Annotated in this window: 27 protein-coding genes; 18 read left to right on the forward strand and 9 right to left on the reverse strand. The window is 67.5% G+C overall.

Annotated features, from left to right (window positions below; all coding sequences use genetic code 11):
• The first annotated feature begins 62 nt into the window (after positions 1–62).
• Together V7778_RS18425 and V7778_RS18430 are read left to right on the forward strand one after the other, a co-directional pair.
• Positions 63–2,327, forward strand: a complete 2,265-nt coding sequence (locus V7778_RS18425) for a PhoX family protein (RefSeq protein WP_335557914.1) — start codon at positions 63–65, stop codon at positions 2,325–2,327.
• Positions 2,328–2,433: 106 nt separating this feature from the next.
• Positions 2,434–2,712, forward strand: coding sequence for a hypothetical protein (locus tag V7778_RS18430; protein WP_335557916.1), 279 nt, complete (start codon positions 2,434–2,436; stop codon positions 2,710–2,712).
• On the opposite strand, the gene V7778_RS18435 is transcribed toward V7778_RS18430, so the two are convergent.
• Positions 2,637–3,530 carry a LysR family transcriptional regulator ArgP gene (locus V7778_RS18435; protein ID WP_335557918.1) on the reverse strand — a complete coding sequence of 298 codons (894 nt, stop codon included), beginning with the start codon at positions 3,528–3,530 and terminating at the stop codon, positions 2,637–2,639. The two genes, V7778_RS18430 and V7778_RS18435, sit on opposite strands and share 76 nt — an antisense overlap.
• Positions 3,531–3,624: 94 nt before the next feature.
• Here V7778_RS18435 and V7778_RS18440 point away from each other — a divergent pair, with 94 nt between their 5' ends.
• The gene (locus tag V7778_RS18440) at positions 3,625–4,239 is read left to right on the forward strand and encodes a LysE/ArgO family amino acid transporter (RefSeq protein ID WP_335557919.1); all 615 of its coding nucleotides are present in this window, start codon (positions 3,625–3,627) and stop codon (positions 4,237–4,239) included.
• Between the two features lies 1 nt (position 4,240).
• On the opposite strand, the gene V7778_RS18445 is transcribed toward V7778_RS18440, so the two are convergent.
• A complete protein-coding gene (locus tag V7778_RS18445; RefSeq protein WP_335557921.1) occupies positions 4,241–5,164 on the reverse strand; it encodes a LysR family transcriptional regulator in 924 nt (307 codons plus the stop codon).
• 132 nt (positions 5,165–5,296) lie between these two features.
• On the opposite strand from V7778_RS18445, the gene V7778_RS18450 reads away from it, so the two are divergent.
• The 3 genes from V7778_RS18450 (at position 5,297) to V7778_RS18460 (ending at position 7,948) form a co-directional block, all read left to right on the forward strand.
• Positions 5,297–6,304: a zinc-binding alcohol dehydrogenase family protein gene (locus tag V7778_RS18450; protein WP_335557923.1), complete on the forward strand. Its 1,008-nt coding sequence runs from the start codon at positions 5,297–5,299 to the stop codon at positions 6,302–6,304.
• 45 nt (positions 6,305–6,349) lie between these two features.
• A complete protein-coding gene (nfsB, locus tag V7778_RS18455; RefSeq protein WP_335557925.1) occupies positions 6,350–7,003 on the forward strand; it encodes an oxygen-insensitive NAD(P)H nitroreductase in 654 nt (217 codons plus the stop codon).
• Positions 7,004–7,186: 183 nt separating this feature from the next.
• Complete coding sequence (locus V7778_RS18460; protein WP_335557927.1) at positions 7,187–7,948, forward strand: SDR family oxidoreductase; 762 nt, start codon at positions 7,187–7,189, stop codon at positions 7,946–7,948.
• A gap of 125 nt (positions 7,949–8,073) precedes the next feature.
• Here the strand turns inward: V7778_RS18460 and V7778_RS18465 are convergent, their stop codons facing one another.
• Both V7778_RS18465 and V7778_RS18470 read right to left on the reverse strand, forming a co-directional pair.
• On the reverse strand, positions 8,074–8,718 hold the full coding sequence (locus V7778_RS18465) for a DUF6624 domain-containing protein (protein ID WP_335557928.1): 645 nt from the start codon (positions 8,716–8,718) through the stop codon (positions 8,074–8,076).
• A gap of 57 nt (positions 8,719–8,775) precedes the next feature.
• On the reverse strand, positions 8,776–9,372 hold the full coding sequence (locus V7778_RS18470) for a GNAT family N-acetyltransferase (protein WP_335557930.1): 597 nt from the start codon (positions 9,370–9,372) through the stop codon (positions 8,776–8,778).
• Between the two features lie 20 nt (positions 9,373–9,392).
• On the opposite strand from V7778_RS18470, the gene V7778_RS18475 reads away from it, so the two are divergent.
• From V7778_RS18475 to V7778_RS18490, 4 genes are read left to right on the forward strand one after another with little or no spacing between them, the layout of a single operon-like run.
• Positions 9,393–9,962 carry a histidine phosphatase family protein gene (locus V7778_RS18475; RefSeq protein ID WP_335557932.1) on the forward strand — a complete coding sequence of 190 codons (570 nt, stop codon included), beginning with the start codon at positions 9,393–9,395 and terminating at the stop codon, positions 9,960–9,962.
• Positions 9,963–10,010: 48 nt separating this feature from the next.
• Positions 10,011–10,349, forward strand: coding sequence for a DUF6152 family protein (locus V7778_RS18480; RefSeq protein WP_335557933.1), 339 nt, complete (start codon positions 10,011–10,013; stop codon positions 10,347–10,349).
• Entirely contained in the window at positions 10,349–10,891 is a 543-nt protein-coding gene (locus tag V7778_RS18485; protein WP_335557936.1) for a hypothetical protein, read from the forward strand. Before V7778_RS18480 ends, V7778_RS18485 begins: the two co-directional genes overlap by 1 nt.
• A 32-nt stretch (positions 10,892–10,923) precedes the next feature.
• The gene (locus V7778_RS18490) at positions 10,924–11,694 is read left to right on the forward strand and encodes a glutaminyl-peptide cyclotransferase (RefSeq protein ID WP_335557938.1); all 771 of its coding nucleotides are present in this window, start codon (positions 10,924–10,926) and stop codon (positions 11,692–11,694) included.
• A gap of 13 nt (positions 11,695–11,707) precedes the next feature.
• Here the strand turns inward: V7778_RS18490 and V7778_RS18495 are convergent, their stop codons facing one another.
• The 3 genes from V7778_RS18495 to V7778_RS18505 all read right to left on the reverse strand — a co-directional run bounded on the left by V7778_RS18495 (position 11,708) and on the right by V7778_RS18505 (position 14,682).
• Positions 11,708–12,727, reverse strand: a complete 1,020-nt coding sequence (locus V7778_RS18495) for a zinc-dependent alcohol dehydrogenase family protein (RefSeq protein WP_335557939.1) — start codon at positions 12,725–12,727, stop codon at positions 11,708–11,710.
• A 199-nt stretch (positions 12,728–12,926) separates the two neighbouring features.
• Positions 12,927–13,391, reverse strand: coding sequence for a DUF2269 family protein (locus V7778_RS18500; protein ID WP_335557941.1), 465 nt, complete (start codon positions 13,389–13,391; stop codon positions 12,927–12,929).
• Position 13,392: 1 nt separating this feature from the next.
• On the reverse strand, positions 13,393–14,682 hold the full coding sequence (locus tag V7778_RS18505; RefSeq protein WP_335557943.1) for an SDR family oxidoreductase: 1,290 nt from the start codon (positions 14,680–14,682) through the stop codon (positions 13,393–13,395).
• Positions 14,683–14,718: 36 nt separating this feature from the next.
• Here V7778_RS18505 and V7778_RS18510 point away from each other — a divergent pair, with 36 nt between their 5' ends.
• Complete coding sequence (locus V7778_RS18510) at positions 14,719–15,195, forward strand: hypothetical protein (RefSeq protein WP_335557944.1); 477 nt, start codon at positions 14,719–14,721, stop codon at positions 15,193–15,195.
• A 98-nt stretch (positions 15,196–15,293) separates the two neighbouring features.
• On the opposite strand, the gene V7778_RS18515 is transcribed toward V7778_RS18510, so the two are convergent.
• A complete protein-coding gene (locus V7778_RS18515; RefSeq protein ID WP_335557947.1) occupies positions 15,294–16,235 on the reverse strand; it encodes a DUF808 domain-containing protein in 942 nt (313 codons plus the stop codon).
• A 199-nt stretch (positions 16,236–16,434) separates the two neighbouring features.
• Here V7778_RS18515 and V7778_RS18520 point away from each other — a divergent pair, with 199 nt between their 5' ends.
• The 4 genes from V7778_RS18520 (at position 16,435) to V7778_RS18535 (ending at position 19,880) form a co-directional block, all read left to right on the forward strand.
• On the forward strand, positions 16,435–16,644 hold the full coding sequence (locus V7778_RS18520) for a BrnA antitoxin family protein (protein ID WP_211521840.1): 210 nt from the start codon (positions 16,435–16,437) through the stop codon (positions 16,642–16,644).
• Between the two features lie 79 nt (positions 16,645–16,723).
• Positions 16,724–17,008 carry an HU family DNA-binding protein gene (locus V7778_RS18525; RefSeq protein WP_335557950.1) on the forward strand — a complete coding sequence of 95 codons (285 nt, stop codon included), beginning with the start codon at positions 16,724–16,726 and terminating at the stop codon, positions 17,006–17,008.
• Between the two features lie 115 nt (positions 17,009–17,123).
• On the forward strand, positions 17,124–17,768 hold the full coding sequence (locus V7778_RS18530) for a LysE family transporter (protein WP_335557952.1): 645 nt from the start codon (positions 17,124–17,126) through the stop codon (positions 17,766–17,768).
• Between the two features lie 138 nt (positions 17,769–17,906).
• Positions 17,907–19,880 carry a DUF6600 domain-containing protein gene (locus V7778_RS18535; RefSeq protein WP_335557954.1) on the forward strand — a complete coding sequence of 658 codons (1,974 nt, stop codon included), beginning with the start codon at positions 17,907–17,909 and terminating at the stop codon, positions 19,878–19,880.
• A 15-nt stretch (positions 19,881–19,895) separates the two neighbouring features.
• Here the strand turns inward: V7778_RS18535 and V7778_RS18540 are convergent, their stop codons facing one another.
• On the reverse strand, positions 19,896–20,216 hold the full coding sequence (locus V7778_RS18540) for a PAAR domain-containing protein (RefSeq protein ID WP_335557956.1): 321 nt from the start codon (positions 20,214–20,216) through the stop codon (positions 19,896–19,898).
• A gap of 202 nt (positions 20,217–20,418) precedes the next feature.
• On the opposite strand from V7778_RS18540, the gene V7778_RS18545 reads away from it, so the two are divergent.
• The 3 genes from V7778_RS18545 to lipA all read left to right on the forward strand — a co-directional run bounded on the left by V7778_RS18545 (position 20,419) and on the right by lipA (position 22,510).
• Positions 20,419–20,685 (forward strand): HP0495 family protein, encoded by a 267-nt coding sequence (locus V7778_RS18545; RefSeq protein ID WP_335557958.1) that lies wholly within the window; start codon positions 20,419–20,421, stop codon positions 20,683–20,685.
• A gap of 107 nt (positions 20,686–20,792) precedes the next feature.
• Complete coding sequence (lipB, locus tag V7778_RS18550; RefSeq protein ID WP_335557960.1) at positions 20,793–21,497, forward strand: lipoyl(octanoyl) transferase LipB; 705 nt, start codon at positions 20,793–20,795, stop codon at positions 21,495–21,497.
• A gap of 20 nt (positions 21,498–21,517) precedes the next feature.
• A complete protein-coding gene (lipA, locus tag V7778_RS18555; RefSeq protein ID WP_335557962.1) occupies positions 21,518–22,510 on the forward strand; it encodes a lipoyl synthase in 993 nt (330 codons plus the stop codon).
• Positions 22,511–22,702: the final 192 nt, after the last annotated feature.

Here is a 22,702-nt window from a genome sequence, read left to right on the forward strand (position 1 = left end):
CAGAGTGGTCATGTTCGCTCTCTACCATGCTCGGATTCTCCACCCCGACCAGGAACCACTCCGTGAACAAGCCGCTAGACATCGCCCGCATCCCTGTCGACCATGACGACATCGATACCAACGTGTCGTCGAACGAGCATTTCAGCACCGTCCTCCAGGCCCGCCTGAGCCGCCGCAGCCTGCTGCGCGGCAGCGCCGCCTCGGCCGCCACCGCCTTCCTGGGCGCCATGGGCCTGAGCGCCTGCGGCGGCTCAAGCAGCGACACCGTCACCGCACCGGCGCCGCCGACCGGCGTCACGCCGCCGCCGGTCCCGGCCGAGAAGCTGCTCGGCTTCACCGCCGTGGCGAAAAGCCTGGCGGATACCGTGGTCGTCCCGGCCGGCTATACCGCCTCGGTTCTGTACGCGCTGGGCGATCCGCTCACTGCCGCCACCCCGGCCTTCAAGAACGACGGCACCGACGGCGACATGGAAAACCGCGCCGGCGACCACCACGACGGCATGGAATTCTTCCCGCTCTCCGCCACCGGCGCCGCATCGGCGAGCGCCAACGACCGCGGCCTGCTGGCGATGAACCACGAAGCCACCACCGACCAGAACTTCGCCTCCTTCTTCCTGCACGCGAACGGCGGCACCCCGAGCCTGCCGCGCCCCGCGCTCGAGGTGGACAAGGAGATGGCCCTGCACGGCCTGTCTGTGGTCGAGGTACGCCGGAACGGCGGCAAGTGGGAATACCTGAAGGATTCGTCCTTCAACCGCCGCGTGCACCAGCAGACCGAGGTCGAGCTTTCCGGCCCGGTGCGCGGCAATGCGCTGGTGGTCACCAAGTACTCGCCGAACGGCAGCAAGATCCGCGGCACCCTGAACAACTGCGGCACCGGCAAGACCCCGTGGAACACCTACCTGTCGGGCGAAGAAAACTGGTCGGGCTACTTTACCCGCGCCGCCACCGACGACGCCGCGCGCGCCGACAAGAGCGTGGTGGCGCTCAAGCGCTACGGGCGCGACCAGGGCGCCGCCTCGCGCCACGGCTGGGAAACCGGCGGCCTCGATGACAAGTACGCGCGCTGGAACATCAGCAAAAAGGGGACGTCGCTCGATGGCAGCGACGACTACCGCAACGAGATGAACGGCATGGGCTACATCGTCGAGATGGACGCCTACGACAAGACCCGCGTCATCAAGAAGCGCACCGCGCTGGGCCGCTATGCCCACGAGAGCGCCGCCTTCGGCAAGGTCGAAGCGGGCAAGCCGCTCGCCGTCTACATGGGCGACGATTCGCGCAACGAATACATCTTCAAGTTCGTATCGAACGCCGTCTGGAGCGCCGCCGACGCCGGCGCCGCCGACCGCATCGCCACCGGCGACAAGTACCTGGACAGCGGCAAGCTGTACGTCGCCAAATTCGCCGCCGACGGCAGCGGCCAGTGGATCGAGCTGTCGATCACCAACCCGGCGATCGCCGCCTATACCGCCTACAAATTCGCCGACCAGGCCGACGTGCTGGTGAATGCGCGCCTGGCGGGCGACGCCGTGGGCGCCACCAGGATGGACCGTCCGGAATGGTGCTCGGTGAACCCGGCCAACGGCGAGATCTACTTCACCCTGACCAACAACAGCAACCGCCGCGTCGAGCCGAGCGGATCGAGCCAGGCGGCGCCGGATGCGGCCAACCCGCGCGTCTATACCGACATGAAGGGCAGCACCGCGCAGAGCGGCAACCCGAACGGCCACATCCTGCGCGTGAAGGAAGGCGCCGCGGGTTCCGCCGCCACCGGATTTACCTGGGACGTCTACCTGTTCGGCGCCGAAGCGGCGGCCGCCGCGGCCACGGTCAACCTGTCCGGCCTGGGCGCCGATCAGGACTTCTCCAGCCCGGACGGCCTGGCCTTCAGCGCCGCCACCGGTATCTGCTGGTTCCAGACCGACGACGGCGCCTACACCGACGTCAGCAACTGCATGATGCTGGCCGGCGTGCCGGGGCAGGTGGGCGACGGCAAGAAGCTCACCCTGAACTACCCGCGCGCGGACGGTTCGACCCTGGCCGTGGACACCTTCGTCGGCAAGGCCGCCTCCAGCGACACGCTCAAGCGCTTCCTGGTGGGGCCGGTCGGTTCGGAGATCACGGGCATCGCCGAGACGCCGGACGGCAAGGCGCTGTTCGTGAACATCCAGCACCCGGGCGAGACCACGTCCTCCAGCAACCTGGCCGATCCGAGCAAGTACACCAGCCAGTGGCCGTCGAATGCGGGTTATGGTGCGGGCAAGCGTCCGCGGTCGGCGACGATTGTGATTACCAAGAATGATGGGGGGCGGATCGGGACTTAAGCGCTTTATTTGTGTTCCGTTTGATGCGGGTTGGCTGCGGGAGTGGCCAGCCCGTTTGTTCGCCTGCCTCAAGGCTCGCATTCACCACGCGTGCGAGCATGCCCCGATGCTCCTCACCGCCACCCCGTTCGCCACCCCCTGGACCTTCACCCTGCTCACCACCCAGCTCTCGCACCTCAACATGTGGCTCGGCGCCCCAGCTTTATCCGCCTTCGCCCCCATCCACACCCTGCTCGGCACCCTGGTCCTGCTCTGGCTCTTCCTCCTGCCCGAACTGCTGTGGGGCCTGGCGCAGTGGCTGCCGGTGACTCAGGCCAGCGGCAGCAGCACCTCGCGCGCCGCCTTCACCAGCGCCGCGCCCATGCGCTCCAGCCGGGGCGGCTGAATGCGCCACGCGTGCCAGTACAGCGGCACGTCGACGTGCAGCTGCGGCGTCAGGTCGGCCAGCTGGCCGGACGCCAGCAGGACGGCGCACTGCTCGAGCGGCAGCAGGCCGTAGCCCAGGCCCGCGCGGATCGCGCCCACATACGGATCGCTAGCCGGCACGTAGTGGAAGGGGTAGGCGCCTTCCGGCAGGCCGAAATGCTGCAGCAGGAAGCTGGCCTGCAGCGGGTCCTTGCGGTCGAAGACCATCACCGGCGCATGCAGGGCGGCGCTGCGCGAGAAGCCGTCCGGGAACCAGCGCCGCGCGAAGTCCGGCGAGGCCACCAGCCGGTAGCGCATGATGCCCAGCGCGCTGGCGGTGCAGCCGTGCAGCGGCGCCGCCTCGCCGGTCACGCAGGCCACCACCCGGCCCTGCTCCAGCAAGTTGAAGGTGTGGCCCTGGTCGTCGAGCAGGAATTCGACCAGCAGCTGTTCGTCCAGCAGCACCGGCGCCAGCACCGGCAGCAGCCAGGTGGCCAGGGTGTCGTTGTTGACTCCGAGCGCCACCCGCACCGGCCCCGGGTCCATGCCCATCTCGGCCAGGAACTCCGATTCCAGCAGGGTCGAGCGGCGCAGGTACTGCACCAGGCGCGTGCCCGGCCCGGTGGGGCGGCAGGGCCGGCTGCGCACCAGCAGCGGCGTGCCCAGGTCCTGTTCCAGGGCCGAGATCCGCTGCGAGACCGCCGAGGACGTGATGCTCAGCTGGCTGGCGGCCAATTCCAGGCTGCCGCAATCGACGGCGGCGAGAAAGGCGGCGCTGCGGCGCGGGTCGATCTTCATGGTTCAGTTCTGCTTAAGGGTGCTTAGATTTCATGAATATAATTGAATCTGACGCCGGCGGCGGGGATCATGAGGCCTTTCCCACGGAGGCCCTATGTTTTCTCAACAGGTTTTTCTTCAGGGGCTGGGCCTGGGGGCCAGCCTGATCATGGCGATCGGGGCGCAGAACGCGCACGTGATCCGCACCGGCGTGCGCGGCCAGCATGTGCTGCCGGTGGTCGCCACCTGCATCGTCATCGACGTGGTCCTGATCGCCCTCGGCATGGCCGGACTGGGCGCGCTGGTCGAATCGTCTCCCGTCATGGTGGGCGTCGCGCGCTACGGCGGCGCGGCCTTCCTGGTCTGGTACGGCTTGCGCTGTTTTTCGAGCAGCGCGCGTGGCGGCGCCGCGCTCAGCGTCGACGGCCAGCACGTGCAAACCCTGGGCAAGGCGCTGGCCACGGTGCTGGCGATCTCGCTGCTCAATCCCCACGTCTACCTCGACACCGTGGTGTTGCTCGGGACCGTAGGCGGCAGCTTCGCCTCCACCCAGCGCCTGTCCTTCGCGCTGGGCGCGATGACGGCCTCGGTGCTGTGGTTCTCGGCCCTCGGCTTCGGCGCGCGCCGCTGCGCCCCGGTGCTGTCGCGCCCCGCGGTGTGGCGCGGCATCGAGGCCTTCACGGGCAGCCTGATGCTGCTGCTGGCGCTGCTCCTGCTGCGCGCCGGCTGATTCAGGCTTCCAGCATCCGCTGCAGCTGGGCGCTGATGGGGCGGCAGCGCTCGGTCACCAGCGCATGCAGCAGCTTCACCGCGGGCGAGAACTGCTTGCGGTGCGGGCAGACCAGGTTCATGGGCGTGGGCTCGCAGGGCACGCCGGGCAGCAGCACCTCCAGCCGACCTTCCGCCACATCCTGGTGCACGTCGAGCCAGGATTTGTAGGTGATCCCTTCGCCGGCCACCGCCCAGCGCCGCACCACGTCGGCGTCGTCGCTGGCCAATGCCCCGCCCACCTGCACCACCTGGCCACCCTCCGGTCCCGGGAAGCTCCAGCGGTCGTGGCTGCGGCCGCGCAGGCGGTAGACCAGGCAGCTATGGGTGGCCAGGTCGAGCGGCGAGGCAGGCCGGCCATGACGCGCCAGGTAGGACGGGGCGGCCACCAGCACGCGCCGGTTGTCCGGCGCCACCGGCAGCGCGACGAAGCTGGCGTCCTCGAACCGGCCATAGCGCAGGGCGATGTCGACGGGATCGCGGAAGATGTCCGCCACCTGGTCCGACACCAGCAGCTGGATGTCCAGTCCCGGGTGGCTGCGGCGGAACTCCGTGATCCAGGGTAGCAGCAGGTTGCGTCCGAAGTCCGAGGGGGCCGCGATCTGCAGGGTGCCGCTCAGGGCCGCATCCTCGCCGCGCATCCCGTCCCGGCCTTCGCGCAGCGCCTGCAGCGCATCCTGGGCATAGGGCAGGTAGCGCTTGCCCTCGTCGGTCAGGCGCAGGCTGCGGGTCGAACGCGCGAACAGGCGGATGTCGAGTTCGCGCTCCAGGCGCCCGATCGCGGCCGAGGCCTGGCCCGGCAACAGGTTCACCTCGCGCGCCGCCTGCGAAAAGCTGCCCAGCGCGGCGGAACGCACGAACAGGGCCAGGTCGTCGAGTCGGATCATGTGCTTCCTTCCAGTGAAAGCGGCGGCGATTTTCACGCCAGCAGTGAAAGTGTAATTCTGCCACGGCGGTGTTTTCCTGGCCGGCCCTTCCCTAGAATCGCCTCCATCCCAACCATATTCACTGAGAACACCATGAAAGCCATCGTCTACACCCAGCACGGCCTGCCGATCACCGACCCGAACGCCCTGCAGGATATCGACCTGCCCATGCCCCTGGCCGGCCCCAACGACCTGCTGGTCGAAGTACGCGCCGTCGCCGTCAACCCGGTCGACACCAAGCTGCGCCGCGGCGTCGCGGTAACTGAACCCCGCGTGCTGGGCTGGGACGCGAGCGGCATCGTGCGCGCGGTCGGTTCCGAAGTGACCCTGTTCGCGCCGGGCGACGACGTGTTCTATGCGGGCTCGCTCACCCGCCCGGGTTCCTACAGCCAGTTCCAGGTGGTGGACGAACGCATTGTCGGCCGCAAGCCGGCCAACCTCGATTTCGCCCAGGCCGCGGCCCTGCCCCTGACCTCGATCACCGCGTGGGAGCTGCTGTTCGACCGCCTGAAAGTGGCCGAAGGGGGCGGCGAAGGCAAGTCGCTCCTGATCATCGGCGCCGGCGGCGGCGTCGGCTCGATCCTGACCCAGCTGGCGCGCCGGCTCACCAGGCTCACCGTGATCGGCAGCGCGTCGCGCGATGTCACGCGGCAGTGGGTGCGCGAACTGGGCGCCCACCACACCATCGACCACACCCGCCCCATGGGGCCGCAGCTGGCGGCGCTGGGCCTGGAGGCGGTGGACATCGTCATCAGCCTGACCCACACCGACCAGCACTACCCGGACATCGTCGAGATGCTGGCGCCGCAGGGCCAGTTCGCCCTGATCGACGACCCGGCGACCCTGGACGCCATGCCGCTCAAGCGCAAGTCGATCTCGCTGCACTGGGAGCTGATGTTCACGCGCTCGATGTTCCAGACGCCGGACATGATCCGCCAGCACGAGCTGCTGGAGCGCGTGGCGCGGATGGTCGAGCAGGGCGAGCTGAAGACGACCCTGAGCGAGCACTTCGGCGCCGTTGACGCCGCCAACATGCGCCGCGCGCATGCGCTGGTCGAAAGCGGCAAGGCGCACGGAAAAATCGTGCTCGCCTACGCGTAACGGCCAGATCGCTTACCATTTTCTTTTTGTCGTAAGGACCCAAGCATGGATATTCTGTCGGCCGCCAAGGAGCGCCATACCGCCAAAGCCTACGATGCGCAGCGCCGCATCCCGGAAGAACTGATGCAGAAGGTGTACAGCCTGCTGCGCCACAGCCCCTCGTCGGTCAACTCGCAGCCCTGGCACTTCATCGTCGCCAACACGCCGGAAGGCCGTGCGCGCATCGCCAAGGCGGCGCAGGGCGGCTATTCGTATAACCAGGCCAAGATCGAGGACGCCTCGCACGTGATCGTGCTGTGCTCGCGCATCGACATGGATGAAGCCCACCTGAACAACTTGCTCGACCAGGAAGAGCGCGACGGCCGCTTCAAGGACGCCGCCGCGCGCGCCGGCCAGGACGCGGGCCGCCGCGGCTATGTCTACCAGCACCGCTTCGGCGGCAAGGACGTGGCGCAGTGGCTCGAAAAGCAGGTCTACCTGGCGCTGGGCACCGCCCTGCTGGGCGCCGCCACCCTGGGCATCGACGCCACGCCGATGGAGGGCTTCGACCAGAAGATCCTCGATGCGGAGTTCGGGCTGAACGAGCAGGGCCTGGCCAGCCTGGTGCTGGTGAGCTTTGGGTATTCGTCGGAAAAAGACTTCAATGCGACGCTGCCGAAGTCGCGGTTGTCGGAAGAGATGACGTTTACCTTCATCTGATTGTCGACTGGCCGGCTGCTTCGGTTGGGCTTATGAACGGCGTGCAGCGATGCACGCCGCTTTTTTTTGACCTACCCTCCAGACCGTCAGGTAATCATGTCCTAAATCGAGGGATATACGACCACCAAGCCATATCCTCTCTCCGTAGACTGATCACATCAGCCACCCACACGGAGAACGACCATGCAACTCACCGACAACACCATCCTTATCACCGGCGGCGCCTCGGGCATCGGTCGCGGCCTGGCGGAAGCCTTCCACAAGCTGGGCAACACCGTGATCATCGCCGGCCGCCGCAAGTCGCTGCTGGACGAGGTGACGCAAGCCAATCCCGGCATGCACGCGATCGAACTCGACATCGCCTCCCCGGCCAGCATCGTGCGCGCCGCCGCCCAGCTGACCAAGGATTTTCCGGCCCTGAACGTGTTGATCAACAATGCCGGCATCATGCCCTTCGACGACGCCGCGGGCGAGATCGACGAGGAAACCATGCTCGCCACCATCGACACCAACCTGCTCGGCCCCATCCGCATGACGTCCGCACTGGTCGGGCACCTCAAGCAGCAGCCGCGCGCCACCATCATCAACAACACCTCGGTGCTGGCCTACGTGCCGCTGGCGGCGACCGCCGTGTATTCGGCCACCAAGGCCGCCCTGCACTCGTACACCTTGTCGCAGCGCTTCATGTTGCGCGACACCTCGGTCAGGCTGCAGGAAATCGCCCCGCCCTGGGTCAACACCGACCTGATCGTCAAGAGCGATGACCCGCGCGCCATGCCGCTCGCCGCCTTCATCGAGCAGACCATGGCCGCACTGGCCAGCGACAAGGAAGAAATCGTGGTCGAATCCGCCCTGCCGATGCGGAACAACGCCGGCCCCAACGAGCATCAGCTGGTGAACGAATTCAACGCCTACATCGCCGCGAACCCGATTCCGACACATTAAGAGCGCCTAACAAAACCTCCATGGCTGCGTTGCGTCGTCTCGCCGTACAGTTGTACTGTCTTCGACGCCGCGCCTTGCCCTGGAAGTTTTGTTAGGCGCTCTAAGCCTCCGGCACGGCCGGCGGATCACGGCTTCACAGGCGGCGCGTAGTGGTAATCCTCGTTCGGCCTGCCGGTGGCCACATCGGTCGGACAATGCTGCATCTCGCGCATGAGCCGCTGGTAGGCGGCGAGGGGCATCAGGCCGATCGCCTCCATCGGCGCGAAGTCGAGGTCGCAGGGCCTGCTGCCCACGTTGAGGAACTGGGTGCCGTAGTGCTGCGGGCGTTGTTCGGCGACCGCGATGCGATCGTACAGGTAGGCGAAATTCTTGCCGGCGCTCTCGCCGGCGCGCATGGCCGCCTCCTCGATCAGCGCCAGCATGCGCTTCTGGAAGGGTCGGTCATGGTCTGCATGCTGGGTCAGCAGCCAGGCATGGCCGGCCGCCTGGTCGCCGTCCCTGGTCTTGTCGGGCCAGCCGCAGCGTGCGACCCAGGACTTCAGGCGTTCCGTGTTGGTGCGGTCGACCAGGGCCAGATGCTGCAGGTTTTTTAGCTGTTCGGGCGTGTCCTGGTTCAGGAAATCGATCCGCTTGCGCAGGGCCTGGTCGGCGTCCACCATCGCGGCAAGAGCGCCGGCATAGGTGTCGCAGGATGCGGCAGCGGCGCCTGGCGGCGCCACGGCGCCCAGCAGGAACACAGACAGGAGCGCGGTCATGAGTGCACGGTGCATGATGGGATAAGGGAAAGAAGACGCACCAGTATAGGCAGGATGCGCGCGCCATGCCAATCATCCTGCATGATCTGCCTGCATGCCGCGGCAGGGAAGCGGCTTCTCCATGAACACGGAAGCGATGCCGATCCCGCTGCGGTGCGGATACACCTCCTCGCGCACCGAACGGAAGCCGGCGCGCTCGTAGAAGGGCACCGCGTTGAGCGACGCGGACAGGAACATGCGCGCCAGCCCGCGCCGCCGCGCCATCGTTTCCAGTTCGCGCAGCAGGCCGAGCGCGATGCCGCGGCCCTGGTGCGCGGGCTCGACGAAGGCGGCATCCACCTCGCCGGTCTCCTGGTTGAGGATGGCGTAGCCGATCACCTGCCCGTCTTCTTCGACCACCAGGGTGCCGCCCGCCTGCACCAGCAGTGGCAGGGAGACCGGTGGCGGCGCCGCGCACCAGGTCTCGATCACATCCGGCGGATAGTGGGAAGCGCAGGTGGCGCGCACCGCGCGGGTGCGCAATTCCCACAGCCGCGCCAGGTCGGCAGTGGTCGCCGTGCGCCGCATCAGCATGTCGTTCTCCTTATCGTGGGTCACCCGGGAAGTGTACACGCGGCAGGCGGCCTGGCGTGCGCCCGCCGGCGCCCCGCGGCGGGATAATCCGGGCATCGATCTTCCGGGAGGCGTGCATGCTGCGACGACGATTCCTGGCGCTGCTGGCCGGCGGCCCCGGCGCGTCGCTGGCGGCGGCCGGGCAGGAGGCCGTCCTGTGGCAGCGCCTGCGCGAAGGCGGCCATGTGCTCCTGATGCGGCACGCCGCCACCGACCTCGGCATCGGCGACCCGCCCGGCTTCGTGCTGGACCGGTGCCGGACCCAGCGCAACCTGTCCGAGGCCGGCCGGCGCGACGCGCGCCGCATCGGCGAGGCCTTCCGCAGCCGCGCCATTCCGGTGGACGAGGTCATGTCGAGCCGCTGGTGCCGCTGCCTGGATACCGCGCGCCTGGCCTTCGGCCGCGTGCAGCCGGCGTCCATGCTCGACTCCATGTTCCGCGAGGAAGACGCGCCCCGGCGCGCCAAGCTGGCCGGGGTGCTGGCCCGCGCCGGCGGCTACGAGGGCAAGGGCAACCTGGTGCTGGTGACCCACGACGTCAACATCCGCGCCCTGGTCGGCGAATCCGTGGCGCAAGGCGACATCGTCGTCACCGAACCTGACGGCGGCCGGCTCAAGAAACTGGGCGTGCTGCGTGCGCATGAGTGAGCGTCCGGGCGTACAATCGTCGGCGTTGTCCTCAACCGGAGTGTGCCCATGAAACGTCTGTTCCTGCTGGCCACGTTGGTGGCCGCCACCGCTTCCGCCCACCACGGCTGGAGCGAATACAACGCCGACACGCCGCTGCAGCTGTCCGGCACGATCGAGGAAACCGGCTACATGCAGCCCCACGGCTATGTGCGCCTGAAAACGGCCGACAAGACCTGGCTGGTGGTGCTGGCGCCGCCCTCGCGCATGGAAAACCGCGGCCTGGCCAAGGACATGCTGGCCACCGGCAAAAAAGCCACCGTCTACGGATATCCGAACCGCAACAAACCCGACGAATTGCGCGCCGAGCGCATCACCATCGGCGACAAGACCACGGAGTTGCGCTGATGCCATGGCAGGACGCGACCGGCTGGATCGCGTCCTTGTCTCCTGCGACCGGCTGGATCGCGTCCTTGTCTCCTGCGGCCGGCTGGATCGCGTCCTCGTCCGTGGCGGCCGCCATGCGCGGCCATCCCTGGCTCTACCCGATCGTCGAGACCGCGCACATCGTCGGCTTTGCCGTGCTGGTGGGCGCGGTGGCGATGTTCGACCTGCGCGTGCTGGGTTTCGGCCGCGCGCTGCCGGTGCGGGCGCTGGCGCGCCACCTGCTGCCCTGGTCGGTGGGCAGCCTGCTGCTGGTGGTGCCGACCGGGCTGCTGATGTTTTCCACCCAGCCGCTCGACATGCTGGGCAATCCCGTCTTTCTGCTCAAGCTGAGCCTGATCGCCATGGCGGGGCTGAACGCCCTGCTGTTCCACCTGGGCCCCTACCGCCATGCCGAGCGCTGGGGGGATGGCGCCATTCCCGCCTCGGCCAGGCTGCAGGCGGGCTTGTCGCTGCTGCTCTGGATCGCCGTCATCAGCTGCGGGCGGATGCTGGCCTACGTGTGATACAGTCCCCTTGCCCTATTCCTGAGCACGCCATGCTGAAACAGTTCACCACCCTTGCCCTTGCCTGTACGCTGGCCGGCGCCGCGCAGGCTGCGATTCCGGTCTACGGATTTGTCGTCAAGAACACCTATCCCCACGATCCGCAAGCCTTCACCCAGGGCCTGTTCTACCGCGACGGCTACCTGTACGAAAGCACCGGCCTGAACGGCCGCTCCTCGATCCGCAAGGTGGAACTCAAGAGCGGCAAGGTGGTCCAGAAGGAAGACTTGCCTTCCGACGTGTTCGGCGAAGGCGCGACGGCGGTCGGCAACCAGCTCATCGGCCTGACCTGGACCTCGCAGGTCGGCTATGTGTTCGACCTGAAAACCTTCAAATTGAAGCAGCGCTTCGACTACGTGGGCGAAGGCTGGGGCCTGGCCAACGACAGCAAGCACCTGTACATGAGCGACGGCAGCTCCTTCATCCGCATCCTCGACCCCAAGACCATGAAGGAAGTGCGCCGCATCCAGGTGACGGCGGACGGCCTGCCGCTCGAGCAGCTCAACGAGCTCGAAGTGGTCGAGGGCGAGCTGTATTCGAACATCTGGGGCACCGACGTCATCGCCCGCATCGACAAGGACAGCGGCAAGGTGGTCGGCTGGATCAACCTCACCGGCCTGCTGCCGAAGGAGCAGCGCGGCACCAGCACGCCCGACGCCGTTCTCAACGGCATCGCCTGGGACGCCAAGAGCCGGCGCCTGTTTGTCACCGGCAAGCTCTGGCCCAAGCTGTTCGAGATCGAACTGGTGCCCGTCAAGCGCTGACGTTCCGGCGTCTTTAGCCGGTGACGTCGATCACCACCTTGCCGAAGTGCGCGCCCGATTCCATGTAGCGGTAGGCCTCCTGCGCCTGGCTGAACGGGAACACGCGGTCGATCACGGGATGCACGCCCGTGGTGTCGGCGAAGCGCATCACGTCCTCCAGCATGGTACGGCTGCCGACATAGATGCCGACCAGGCGCTTGGCCGTGGCCAGTAGCGAGGCCGGGTTCACTTCGCCGCCGAAGCCGCTCACGCCGCCGATGATGGCCACCGTGCCGCCCATCGCCGCCGCCGACACCGAACGGTTCACCGTGCCCTGCCCGCCCACTTCCAGCACCACGTGGGCGCCCTGGTTGTGGGTCAGGTGCAGGACTTCGTCGTGCCACTCGGGAATGCTGCGATAGTTGATGGTGTGGTGGGCGCCCAGTTCGCGCGCGCGCGCCAGCTTGTCGTCGCTGGACGAGGTGACGATGGTGCGCAGGCCGGCCGCCTTGGCCAGCTGCAGGCCAAGGATGGACACCCCGCCGGTACCCAGCAGCAGCACCGTATCGCCCGGCTTGACGCGGTTGCTCGACACGAAGATCGCATTCCAGGCCGTCACCGCCGCGCAGGGCATGGTCGCCGCCTCGACGAAGCTCAGTCCCGGCGGAATCTTCGCCAGCGCATCCTCGTGCAGGATCACTTCCTCGGCCAGCATGCCGTCGATGTCGCCGCCCAGGGCGTGGCGGATCTTTTCCGGGCTGGGCGCGCCATCGTGCCAGAGCGGGAAAAAGGCGCCGGCCACGCGGTCGCCCTGCCGTACCCGGGTTACCCCGGGGCCGGTGGCCAGGACTTCGCCGGCGCCGTCGGAGCAGGGAATGATGGGGTCGTCGACGGTCACCAGGTAGTTGCCGCTTGCCACCATCAAGTCGCGGTAGTTCAGCGAGACGGCATGTACGCGGATGCGGACCTCGCCCGCTCCCAGCTCGCGGTCCGGATAGTCGACGCATTGCAGCCCGTCGATGTTTGCGCCGGGAAGTATTTGGTAAGCGCGCATCGGTGTTCCTTTCGTTGTTGGATGACTTGGTTCCTTAGGGAAGCACTGATTTATTCATGGCGGCGGCCTCGGCCACGAGAAAATGCGCCCAGCGGCGTTGCAAATCCTCGCGATACCACGGGGTATCGCTCCGGTTTGCGCCTTGCCGGGCACATTTTTCGTGACCGATTCCTGCGCGCCAGAATAAATCAGTGCTTCCCTACATCGGCTTGGCCACCATCAGCCAGAAGATCACGACGAAGGCGATAAAGGCCGGCACCCCGAGCGTGACCCAGATCCGGAAATAGCGCCAGTACAAAGCGGGCAATTCGCCGCCCGCCGCGGCCGCCGCGGCGGCCATGTCGCGCATGCGCATCTGCAGCCACACCACCGGCAGCCAGCAGGCGCCCGCGAGCACGTACAAGGCGATGGACCACATGATCCACTTGCTGTGCAGCGGATAGCCGGCCAGGTGGATCATGTAGAAACCCGTCGCCGGCTGGAGCACGGCCGTGGTGGCGGTGAACAGCCAGTCGGCGATCACCACGTACTTGGCGACCACGGCGATGGCGCGCACGTCGCGGCTGACGTTGGCGAACAGCATGTACCAGGCCGAACCGATGCCGGTGCCGAACAGGAAGGTCGAGGACAGGATGTGCAGCCACTTCACGACGACGTAGTCCATCTTATTCGTCCTCCAGTTCGTAGAGCAGCCAGATGGCTGCCAGCATGGGCAGGTTCTTGGTCAGCGGGCCATAGGGGTGCAGCAGGAATTCCGGCAGCTTGACCGCGATCACGACCGTATAAAAGCCGATCAGGACCAGCTGCGCCAGCCACAGCCAGCGCCGCCGCGCCAGGAACAGGATGCCCAGGCCCAGCAGCAGGTCGAAGCTGGCGGCGCCGTACAGCATCAGGGGCTGGAGCGCTTCCGGAACGCCGCTGCGTCCCAGCAGCGCATAGCTATCCTCGACCGGATACAGGCCATAGGACACGAGGGCGGTCAGGAGCCAGACCGCCACGATGCTGTAACGCAAGATCGGCAGCAGCCAGCCGAGCTTGGCGCGGGTGCGCTCCGCGGCCGGATCGGCGATGAACTGCGAGACCGGGCGCGGCGGATGGCCGAGCAGGCGCGTGGTCAGGGCGGGGTCGGCCGTGTTGCCGCGGTCCAGCATGCTGAGGGCGTCCTCGTCCAGCAGCGCGCCGGGCAGGAAGCGCCCCGCCCTGGCCGCCAGCCGCGCCAGCGCGCCCGGCACCGGCAGCACGCGCAGCCGGCCCATGCCCATGGCGCCGCGCAGCGCCGCCAGGTAATCGGTGAAGGGCATGGCCTGCGGTCCCACCAGGGGCACGCGCACGGCGCCGCCCTGCCCCTCGGGCATCGGCAGCCCATCTCGGAGCAGGCCGGCGATGGCGCCCACCAGGTCGTCGATGTGGATCGGCTGCACCATTTGGGGCGCGCTGCCGAAGCGCAGGGTGAAGGGCATGCTGGCCAGGGTGCGGAAGGCGCGCGCGCTGGCGCCGTCCGGGCCGTAGACCAGCGAGGGCTGGACGATGCAGGCGCGCAGCGGCAGCGCGGCCAGGCTGTCGTCCGCCGCCTTCTTGGACAGGTGGTAGCGGGTCTGGGCGCCCGCGTCGGCGCCCAGGGCGGAGAGCTGGATCACCAGCCGCACCGTGGGCGTGGCGGCGCAGGCGGCGAACAGGGCGCGTGGCGCCTGCGTGTGCAGGCGGTCGAAGGTCTGGCTGCCGTGCTCGCGGAAGATGCCGACCGTGTTGATGACGGCGTCGATGCCCGACAAGCGCGCCAGCCAGGCGGATTGTTCGGTATCGTTGGCGAAGTCAGCGTGGATGACGGTCACGCGCGGATCGGTGTCTTCCCGGGGCGTGCGCTGCGCGCACACGAGCTGGTGGCCTTCGGCCAGCAGCGCCCGCAGCAGGTGCTGCCCGATGAAGCCGCTTGCGCCCGTGAGCAAGATCCGCATCCATGCTTCCTTTCACTTCGTCAATAAGAGGGTCCCATGCAAAACTCGGCATTACAGCGCGCCCTGGTGTCCGGCACCGCATCCAGCATTCTCTCGACGGTGGCCCTGGCCGCGATGGGCAAGAGGGAAACCGGCAGCCCCTTCGCGCCCACCAATGCGGTCAGCCACTACGTGCATGGCGAGAAGGCCGCGCACCGCGACGGCCTCTCGCTGCGCTACACCATTCCCGGCTACCTGATCCACCACGCCAGCGCCACCTTCTGGTCCTTCGTGTTCGAGCGCTTCGCGGGCGGCGTGCTGGACAAGAAAAGCCCGGTCGGCACCCTGACCGCGGCGGCGGCCACCTCGGCGCTGGCCGCCTTCACCGACTACAAGATCACGCCGCGTCCCCTGCAGCCGGGCTACGAGAAGCGTTTGTCGAAGTCTTCGCTGGCGGTGGTCTACGGCGGCTTCGCCCTCGGCCTGGCCGCCGGCGCCATGCTGAGCCGGCGCAGCGCGACCTATAAAGTCTAGAGCAGAAGGAAAAAACGTGACGCCGCCTGGACGGCGGCCGTGATTGGAGGAAATGCGGAGGGAATGGCGGCGGGGCCGGCGGCCCCGCCAGGAGAGGATCAGTGCGTGGCGGCCTTCTTGCCGCGCATGCGCTGCACGAGCGTCACCACCAGCAGCACGGCGGCGCCGATCAGCACCCCCGCCACGGCGTCGACCACGGTCGGGGCGATGGCGGCCAGCACGCCGCCGATGGCCGGCACGCCTTCCACCGAGTGCGCCACGCCTTCCGAGAAGTGGTGCAGGGCCGGCAGCGAGTGGGCGACGATGCCGCCGCCGACCATGAACATGGCGGCGGTGCCGACCACGGACAGGAATTTCATCAGCTTGGGCGCCAGCGCCAGCAGCAGCTTGCCCAGGCCTTGCGCGGCGCCGTTCGCCTTGCGGCTCAGGTAGAGGCCGGCGTCGTCCAGCTTGACGATGCCCGCCACCAGGCCGTACACGCCCACCGTCATCGCCAGGGCGATGGCCACCAGCACCGCCACCTGCTGGCCGAAGGGCGCTGCGGCCACGGTGCCCAGCGAAATGACGATGATTTCCGCCGACAGGATGAAGTCGGTGCGGATCGCCCCCTTGATCTTTTCCTTCTCCACCGCGCACACGTCGGCCGCCGGGTCGGCCAGGGCCGCCACGTGCTTCGCATGGTGCTGGTCGTCTTCTTCCTTGCTGTGCAGGTACTTGTGGGCCAGCTTCTCGAAGCCCTCGTAGCACAGGAAAGCGCCGCCGATCATCAAGAGCGGGGTGATCAGCCAGGGAACGAAGGCCGAGATGGCCAAGGCCGCCGGTACCAGGATGGCCTTGTTCTTGAGCGAACCGACGGCGACCGCCCATACCACCGGCAGCTCGCGCTCCGGGTTGACCCCGGTTACTTGCTGGGCATTGAGCGCCAGGTCGTCGCCCAGCACGCCGGCCGTTTTCTTGGCGGCGACCTTGCTCATCACCGTTACATCGTCGAGGACGCTCGCTATGTCGTCCAGTAGTGCCAGCAAACTTCCAGCAGCCATCAGTCATGCTCCTATCATGTCAAACTCGCATCATATTAACCGAGGACAGGGGGGCGGTCGCACGGTTCAGCGCGGCTTTTTGCATTCCAGTCCCGAAAATCTGCATCTCGTCGCTTTTGGCGGGCGGCTGGACCCGGGTGTACGTATAGTGCAATCAGAGGGCTGCGGTACTGCAGCCTCGTCCAATGAAGGAGATGCCATGAACACCGATTCGACCCTGCCTGCAGCACCGATTCGCCGTAGCCGTCCGCCCAAGCGCAAGACCCGCATCACGATCTACCTCGACGACGAAGTCCTGAAGGAGTTCCGCAACCTGTCCGAGCGTTGCGGCACCGGTTACCAGACCCTGATTAATGCCGCCTTGCGCAACCGTTTGGGTGGTCCAGTGATCGAAACCGGCGTGGCATAAGGCTTCCCTTCGGGAGAGCGAGATTACACATAGCAATATTTATGCTAATCTTCCCGCTCTTTTAACCCCGGAGGGACCTATGAAAAAAGGCGAACTGATCGCGGAATTCGCGAAGCGCACCGAGATGTCCGGCGCTGCCGCAAACGAAGCAGTCAACACCATCATCGAGATCGTCACCGAGCGCCTGAAAAAGGGCGATACGGTCGGCATCACCGGCTTCGGCACCTTCTCGGTGACCAAGCGCGCCGCACGCAAGGGCCGCAACCCGGCAACCGGCGAAGTGATCAAGATTGCTGCGTCGAAGACCCCGCGCTTCGCTGCCGGCGCCACCCTGAAGGCTGCCGTCAATCCGAAGAAGAAGTAAGCACTACCCCAACGGCTCGCGCCGCGGCCCCGCTTCACGGCGGCCGCGTGCGCTGGCTGGTTTTACCGCTTCCCCGTTTCACCCCTATCCTCTTCCCCCATTTCTCCTCCGCAGCATGAGCTTCGCTACCTGGATCGCCTTCGTCATTGCCGGTACCCTGATCGCCATTTCGCCCGGCTCCGGCGCGGTGCTGTCGATGTCGCACGGCCTGGCCTATGGCCTCAGGAAAGCCAGCGCCACCGTGCTGGGATTGCAGCTGGGCCTGGTGCTGGTGCTGGTGGTCGCCGGCGCCGGCGTGGGTTCGCTGCTGCTGGCTTCCTCGCTCGCCTTCACCATCGTCAAGGTGGTTGGCGCGCTCTACCTGATCTACCTCGGCATCGCCCAATGGCGCGCGGCGCCCGCGAGCGGCCCGACGGTTTCCACCTCCGGCCTGGAGGCCCACCCGTCCTTCGGCAAGCGCGTATTGACGGGCTTCCTGACCAACGCCACCAACCCCAAGGGCATCATCTTCATGGTGGCGGTGCTGCCGCAGTTCATCTCGAAGGACGCGCCGCTGCTGACCCAGCTGGCGATCCTGGGCGTGACCATGGTCGCCATCGACTCCATCGTGATGCACGGCTACGCCGCCCTGGCGGCCTCGATGCAGCGCTTCCTGCGCGATCCGCGCCATATGCGGCTGCAGAACCGCGTGTTCGGCGCCGTGCTGATGGTGATCGGTTCGATGCTGTTCTTCGTCAAGCGCGGCGGCCAGCCGGCTTGAACAAAAGCGCCTTGGTGACGGCGCATGTTTCCTTTACGATCCAGGTGCAACTTTCTGTAACCCCTGTTGTCCCTGAAACAGCCCGTGCGTTGTAATCAGGTGGACGTCCCTTGTCCACGCTTTTCGCTGGAGCCCGCCATGACCTTCCGTTTGACCAAGACCGCCGCCGCGCTCGCCCTGGCGGTGCTGTCCACGCTCGCCGTGGCCCAGGACGACCTGCTCGAGACCGAGCCGCCCGGCCGCGTCGGCCGCGTGTCGCTGGCCGAAGGCAGGGTCACCATCAACGGCGAGGTCGGCGAAGCCGCCAGCGACGCCCTGGTCAACTGGCCGGTCACCTCGCGCAACCTGGTCACCACCGCGCCCGGCGCGCGCACCGAACTGCGCATCGGTTCGACCTCGGTGCGCCTGGACGGCGACAGCTCGCTCGAAGTGACGGAACTGGACGACGACAGCCTGCGCTTGCGCCTGCACTATGGCAGCGCCAGCGTACGCATCGTCAGCGAGGACGTGGTGCCCGAGTTCGAACTCAGCACGCCGCAGGCGCGGGTGCGCATGAACCGCCCGGGCCGGGTGCGCGTGGACGCCGAGCGCGTGCGCGACACCAGCGTGGTCAACGTGTTCGACGGCGAAGCCCAGGTCGAGGGCGCCGGCGCCAGCCTGCTGGTGCGCGCCGGCCGCAGCGCCGAGGTGCGCGAGGACGACGTGCGCACCCTGCAGGCGCGGCGCGACGTGTTCGACGACTGGTCGCTTCAGCGCGACAAGCTGCAGGACGGCGCCGTCTCGGCGCGCTACGTCACCACCGACATGACCGGCTACGAAGAGCTCGACCGCCACGGCAGCTGGCGCCAGGACCCGGACTACGGCAGCCTGTGGATCCCGAGCGTCGCCGCCGGCTGGGTGCCCTACCGCGACGGCCGCTGGACCTGGATCGCGCCCTGGGGCTGGACCTGGGTCGACAACGCGCCTTGGGGCTATGCGCCCTTCCACTACGGACGCTGGGTGCACGTGAAGAACCGCTGGGCCTGGGCGCCCGGCCGCCACCAGCGCCGCCCGGTGTGGGCGCCGGCCCTGGTGGGCTGGGTCGGCGGCGGCAACTGGAACCTGCATTTCCATTCGCGCCAGCCCCTGCCGGCCCAGGGCTGGTATCCGCTCGGGCCGCACGACCGCTTCGTGCCGGGCTACCGCCTGTCGGACGAGCGCCTGCGCCGCCTGCATGCCTACGGCTGGCGCACGCGCGACCACAAGGGCCCGGACCGCAGGCCGGACTATCGCCACCGCGGCCTGACCGTGGTGCCGCACGCCCAGTTCGGGCAGCGTGGTCCGGTGGTGGTGGCCAACGTGCCGAAGGCGAACAGCCTGCCGCTGGTGGTGCCCGAGCACGCCGCGAGCGCCCCGCCGCCGCCGCTGGGCTGGCGCGACCGGCGCCCTGAGCGCGACCAGCGCGATGTGAATTCCGTGCGCGACCAGCGCGACGTGAATTCGTTGCGCGACCAGGTGCGCGACCGGCAGCGCGAGGGGCGCGAGCGTGATACCCGGCGCGTGGACCTGCGCGACCGCGCCGACCAGGAAAGGCAGGACCGCGAACGCTTCAGCCGCGAGCGTGACGACAGGGAGCGCGATGACCGTGAACGCTTCCGCCGCGGCCAGCGTCCGCCCATCCTGTCGACCAACCCGGCCCCGGTGCATGCCGGCGCCGGATTCGGCCAGCCGGGACGCATTGCGACCTCCGCACCCGCTCCGCTGGCGGCGCCCCTTCCTCCGGCCGCGCCGGCCGTGCAGCCGCCGCCGGCCCAGGCCCCGATGGTGCAGCGTCAGCCCGAGCAGCCGCGCCGCTGGCAGCGCATCGAGCGCGACGAGGATGGCCGCGACAACTTCGAGAACCGCCGCCAGCGCCCGCAGCCGGCCACGATGGCGCCGCCCATGATGCAGGCCGCGCCCCAGGCTGCAGCGCCACAGATGGCGCCGCCGCCGCGTCCGAGCATGCCGCCACCCCAGGCCATCGCGCCGCCGCCGCGCGCCATGCCGGAGCCGTCTCCCGCGGCGCCGGTGCGCCCCCGCGGCGAGGTGCGCGCGCATACCGACCACAAGGGCACGCGCCACCAGGACAACTGAGGTGCAAACTGTGGCTCAACCCGGGCCCGGCCCGGCGTGGGCCTGGCTACCCTCCCTGCCGGCGCCGTCGTCGAGCAGCATGCAGCCCGCGGTGGTGGTGGCGATCAGTTCCGCGCCGCAGCCGGTCTTCATGCCTTCCAGGGCGGCGCCGATGCCGCCGATGGAATGCGAGCGCACGCCCTCGATGATCGGGAATTCCCCGCCGCACTGCGGGCAGGACGTCATGTGGCCGCGCTGGGCCACCGGCCTGCCGTTGACCCGGATGAATTCGTTCCCTTCGAGGACCTCGCCGCCGTGCGAGGTCGGGTCGCCCTTCAGGATCAATGCGCGCATCATGGCTGCCTCCTTCGGAAAGCTTCCACTCTAGGTTTGCGCAGGCGGAGCGATTTGAGGGGACGCAAGCGCGCCGGGCAGGGGCCGCCGGTCCGTGCGGCGACAACTGCAGCCCGGCAAAGCGCGATGAACCTTTTTTTTCGCCTTTCCGGCACCATCTGCGGGTTTGGCTACAATGCCACCTTTAGAAGACAGGACTAGGACCATGGACCCGAAAGATTCCCTCATCGAATACCCGAGCGACTTCCCGATCAAGGTGATGGGCGCGACGCACGTCGATTTTGCCGCGACGATCGTCGAGGTCGTGAAAGGCTTCGATCCGACTTTCCATGACGGCAAGCTGCAAAGCCGCCCTTCCGCCAAGGGCAACTACACGGGCCTGACCGTGATCGTGCACGTCACCAGCCGCGAGATGCTGGACGACGTTTACCGCGCACTGTCCACGCACGCCATGGTGAAGATGGTCCTGTAAGGGACAGGCGAAAAGCGGGAATCGGCCCGCCGGCGCAAGGAATCGCCCTGGCTTATAATGACGGGGCTCCCCATATTCCCGCTTGATACCTTCTGCTGGTTACCTTCATGTCAACGACTCCGCCGATCATCCGCGAACTCGGCCGCGCCGACTACGAACCGACCTTCGCCGCCATGCGCGCGTTCACGGACGCCCGCACGCCGGAGACCCGGGACGAGCTGTGGATCGTCGAACACCCGCCTGTTTTCACCCTGGGCCTGGGCGCCGACCGCGCCCACGTGCTGGCGCCGCACGACGTCCCGGTGGTGCAGACCGACCGCGGCGGCGAGGTGACTTACCACGGTCCGGGGCAGGTTCTTATCTATTTGCTCATGGACCTGCGCCGCAACAAGCCGGGCGGCAAGCTCTACGCCCGCCAGTTTGTTGCGAAAATCGAACAAGCGGTCATTGATGTGCTGGCGGCGTATAATCTTGCGGGTGAGCGCGTCGCCGGCGCGCCCGGCATCTACATGGCGGATGGTCCGCGCAAGGGCGCGAAGATCGCCGCCCTTGGCCTGAAGGTGCGCGGCAACGGGTGCACCTATCACGGCGTGTCGCTGAACGTGGCCATGGACCTTGACCCGTTCACCTGGATCAACCCCTGCGGCTACTCCGGCCTGGCCACGGTCGATATGCGCACGATGGGCGTCGAGGCGCCCCTGGCCGATGTCCAGCAGGCCCTGGCGCGCGAACTGGTGCGCCAGCTGGCCACCAGCGAACCCGCCGCCGAATTGTCCAGCAGCAGCGAGCTCGTCCCCGAACAAACCAACTGAAGCCCTGAGGGCCACCGCCAATGACTTCCGAAATCGACACCGGCAATGCCGCCGCCTCCGCCTACAACGCCAGCGAAAAGCAGAAGGGCGCCAGCAAGACCTCGCGCATCCCGATCAAGATCGTCCCGATCGCCGAGACCGAGCGCCTGAAGAAGCCGGAGTGGATCCGCGTGAAGGCGGCCACCGCCTCCTCGCGCTTCTACGAGATCAAGGACATCCTGCGCGCCAACAACCTGGTGACGGTGTGCGAGGAAGCCAGCTGCCCGAACATCGGCGAATGCTTCGGCAAGGGCACCGCGACCTTCATGATCATGGGCGATAAATGCACCCGCCGCTGCCCGTTCTGCGACGTCGGCCACGGCCGTCCGGACCCGCTGGACGTGAACGAGCCGGGCAACCTGGCCAAGACCATCGCCGACCTGCGCCTGTCCTATGTCGTGATCACCTCGGTCGACCGCGACGACCTGCGTGACGGCGGCGCCGGCCACTTTGTCGAGTGCATCACCAAGACCCGCGCGCTGTCGCCGAACACCAAGATCGAAGTGCTGGTGCCGGACTTCCGCGGCCGCCTCGAAAAGGCCCTGAACATCTTCGCCGACGGCCTGCCGGACGTGATGAACCACAACCTGGAAACCGTGCCGCGCCTGTACAAGGAAGCGCGCCCGGGCGCCGACTACAAGCACTCGCTGGTGCTGCTGCGCGACTTCAAGAAGATGTACCCGAGCGCGGTCACCAAGTCGGGCCTGATGGTGGGCCTGGGCGAGACCGACGAGGAAATCCTGGAAGTGATGCGCGACATGCGCGAGCACGACATCGACATGCTGACCATCGGCCAGTACCTGGCGCCGTCGAACTCGCACCTGCCGGTGCGCCGCTACGTGCACCCGGACACCTTCAAGATGTTCGAAGAAAAAGCCTACGAAATGGGCTTCGTGCACGCCGCCGTGGGCGCGATGGTGCGTTCGTCGTACCACGCCGACCAGCAGGCGCATGACGCGGGCGTTGCTGCCTAAACGCCGCCTCAGCATTCCGCCAACCCGTCGTCCCCGCCTTTGCGAGGAGCAAATAGCGCCAGTGGCGCTATTTGCGTTTTTAAGCCGACGAAAATACGATCGGAACGGGCCGACCGCCCTTTTTTCCTCTCCGCATCGAAACGCTGCCCCCGCCGCTTCCACGCTATAGTTGATAACAAGAAGACATCGTTC

The sequence above is a fragment of the Massilia sp. DD77 genome (genome assembly GCF_036961685.1).
Classification (GTDB): Bacteria; Pseudomonadota; Gammaproteobacteria; order Burkholderiales; family Burkholderiaceae_D; genus Telluria.

Bases quoted from the DNA above. Each gene is read 5' to 3' on its own strand.
- V7778_RS18430 (WP_335557916.1), top strand. From the start codon at position 2,434: ATGCTCCTCACCGCCACCCCGTTCGCCACCCCCTGGACCTTCACCCTG.
- V7778_RS18435 (WP_335557918.1), bottom strand. From the start codon at position 3,530: ATGAAGATCGACCCGCGCCGCAGCGCCGCCTTTCTCGCCGCCGTCGAT.
- V7778_RS18440 (WP_335557919.1), top strand. From the start codon at position 3,625: ATGTTTTCTCAACAGGTTTTTCTTCAGGGGCTGGGCCTGGGGGCCAGC.
- V7778_RS18445 (WP_335557921.1), bottom strand. From the start codon at position 5,164: ATGATCCGACTCGACGACCTGGCCCTGTTCGTGCGTTCCGCCGCGCTG.
- V7778_RS18450 (WP_335557923.1), top strand. From the start codon at position 5,297: ATGAAAGCCATCGTCTACACCCAGCACGGCCTGCCGATCACCGACCCG.
- nfsB (WP_335557925.1), top strand. From the start codon at position 6,350: ATGGATATTCTGTCGGCCGCCAAGGAGCGCCATACCGCCAAAGCCTAC.
- V7778_RS18460 (WP_335557927.1), top strand. From the start codon at position 7,187: ATGCAACTCACCGACAACACCATCCTTATCACCGGCGGCGCCTCGGGC.
- V7778_RS18465 (WP_335557928.1), bottom strand. From the start codon at position 8,718: ATGCACCGTGCACTCATGACCGCGCTCCTGTCTGTGTTCCTGCTGGGC.
- V7778_RS18470 (WP_335557930.1), bottom strand. From the start codon at position 9,372: ATGCCCGGATTATCCCGCCGCGGGGCGCCGGCGGGCGCACGCCAGGCC.
- V7778_RS18475 (WP_335557932.1), top strand. From the start codon at position 9,393: ATGCTGCGACGACGATTCCTGGCGCTGCTGGCCGGCGGCCCCGGCGCG.
- V7778_RS18480 (WP_335557933.1), top strand. From the start codon at position 10,011: ATGAAACGTCTGTTCCTGCTGGCCACGTTGGTGGCCGCCACCGCTTCC.
- V7778_RS18485 (WP_335557936.1), top strand. From the start codon at position 10,349: ATGCCATGGCAGGACGCGACCGGCTGGATCGCGTCCTTGTCTCCTGCG.
- V7778_RS18490 (WP_335557938.1), top strand. From the start codon at position 10,924: ATGCTGAAACAGTTCACCACCCTTGCCCTTGCCTGTACGCTGGCCGGC.
- V7778_RS18495 (WP_335557939.1), bottom strand. From the start codon at position 12,727: ATGCGCGCTTACCAAATACTTCCCGGCGCAAACATCGACGGGCTGCAA.
- V7778_RS18500 (WP_335557941.1), bottom strand. From the start codon at position 13,391: ATGGACTACGTCGTCGTGAAGTGGCTGCACATCCTGTCCTCGACCTTC.
- V7778_RS18505 (WP_335557943.1), bottom strand. From the start codon at position 14,682: ATGCGGATCTTGCTCACGGGCGCAAGCGGCTTCATCGGGCAGCACCTG.
- V7778_RS18510 (WP_335557944.1), top strand. From the start codon at position 14,719: ATGCAAAACTCGGCATTACAGCGCGCCCTGGTGTCCGGCACCGCATCC.
- V7778_RS18515 (WP_335557947.1), bottom strand. From the start codon at position 16,235: ATGGCTGCTGGAAGTTTGCTGGCACTACTGGACGACATAGCGAGCGTC.
- V7778_RS18520 (WP_211521840.1), top strand. From the start codon at position 16,435: ATGAACACCGATTCGACCCTGCCTGCAGCACCGATTCGCCGTAGCCGT.
- V7778_RS18525 (WP_335557950.1), top strand. From the start codon at position 16,724: ATGAAAAAAGGCGAACTGATCGCGGAATTCGCGAAGCGCACCGAGATG.
- V7778_RS18530 (WP_335557952.1), top strand. From the start codon at position 17,124: ATGAGCTTCGCTACCTGGATCGCCTTCGTCATTGCCGGTACCCTGATC.
- V7778_RS18535 (WP_335557954.1), top strand. From the start codon at position 17,907: ATGACCTTCCGTTTGACCAAGACCGCCGCCGCGCTCGCCCTGGCGGTG.
- V7778_RS18540 (WP_335557956.1), bottom strand. From the start codon at position 20,216: ATGATGCGCGCATTGATCCTGAAGGGCGACCCGACCTCGCACGGCGGC.
- V7778_RS18545 (WP_335557958.1), top strand. From the start codon at position 20,419: ATGGACCCGAAAGATTCCCTCATCGAATACCCGAGCGACTTCCCGATC.
- lipB (WP_335557960.1), top strand. From the start codon at position 20,793: ATGTCAACGACTCCGCCGATCATCCGCGAACTCGGCCGCGCCGACTAC.
- lipA (WP_335557962.1), top strand. From the start codon at position 21,518: ATGACTTCCGAAATCGACACCGGCAATGCCGCCGCCTCCGCCTACAAC.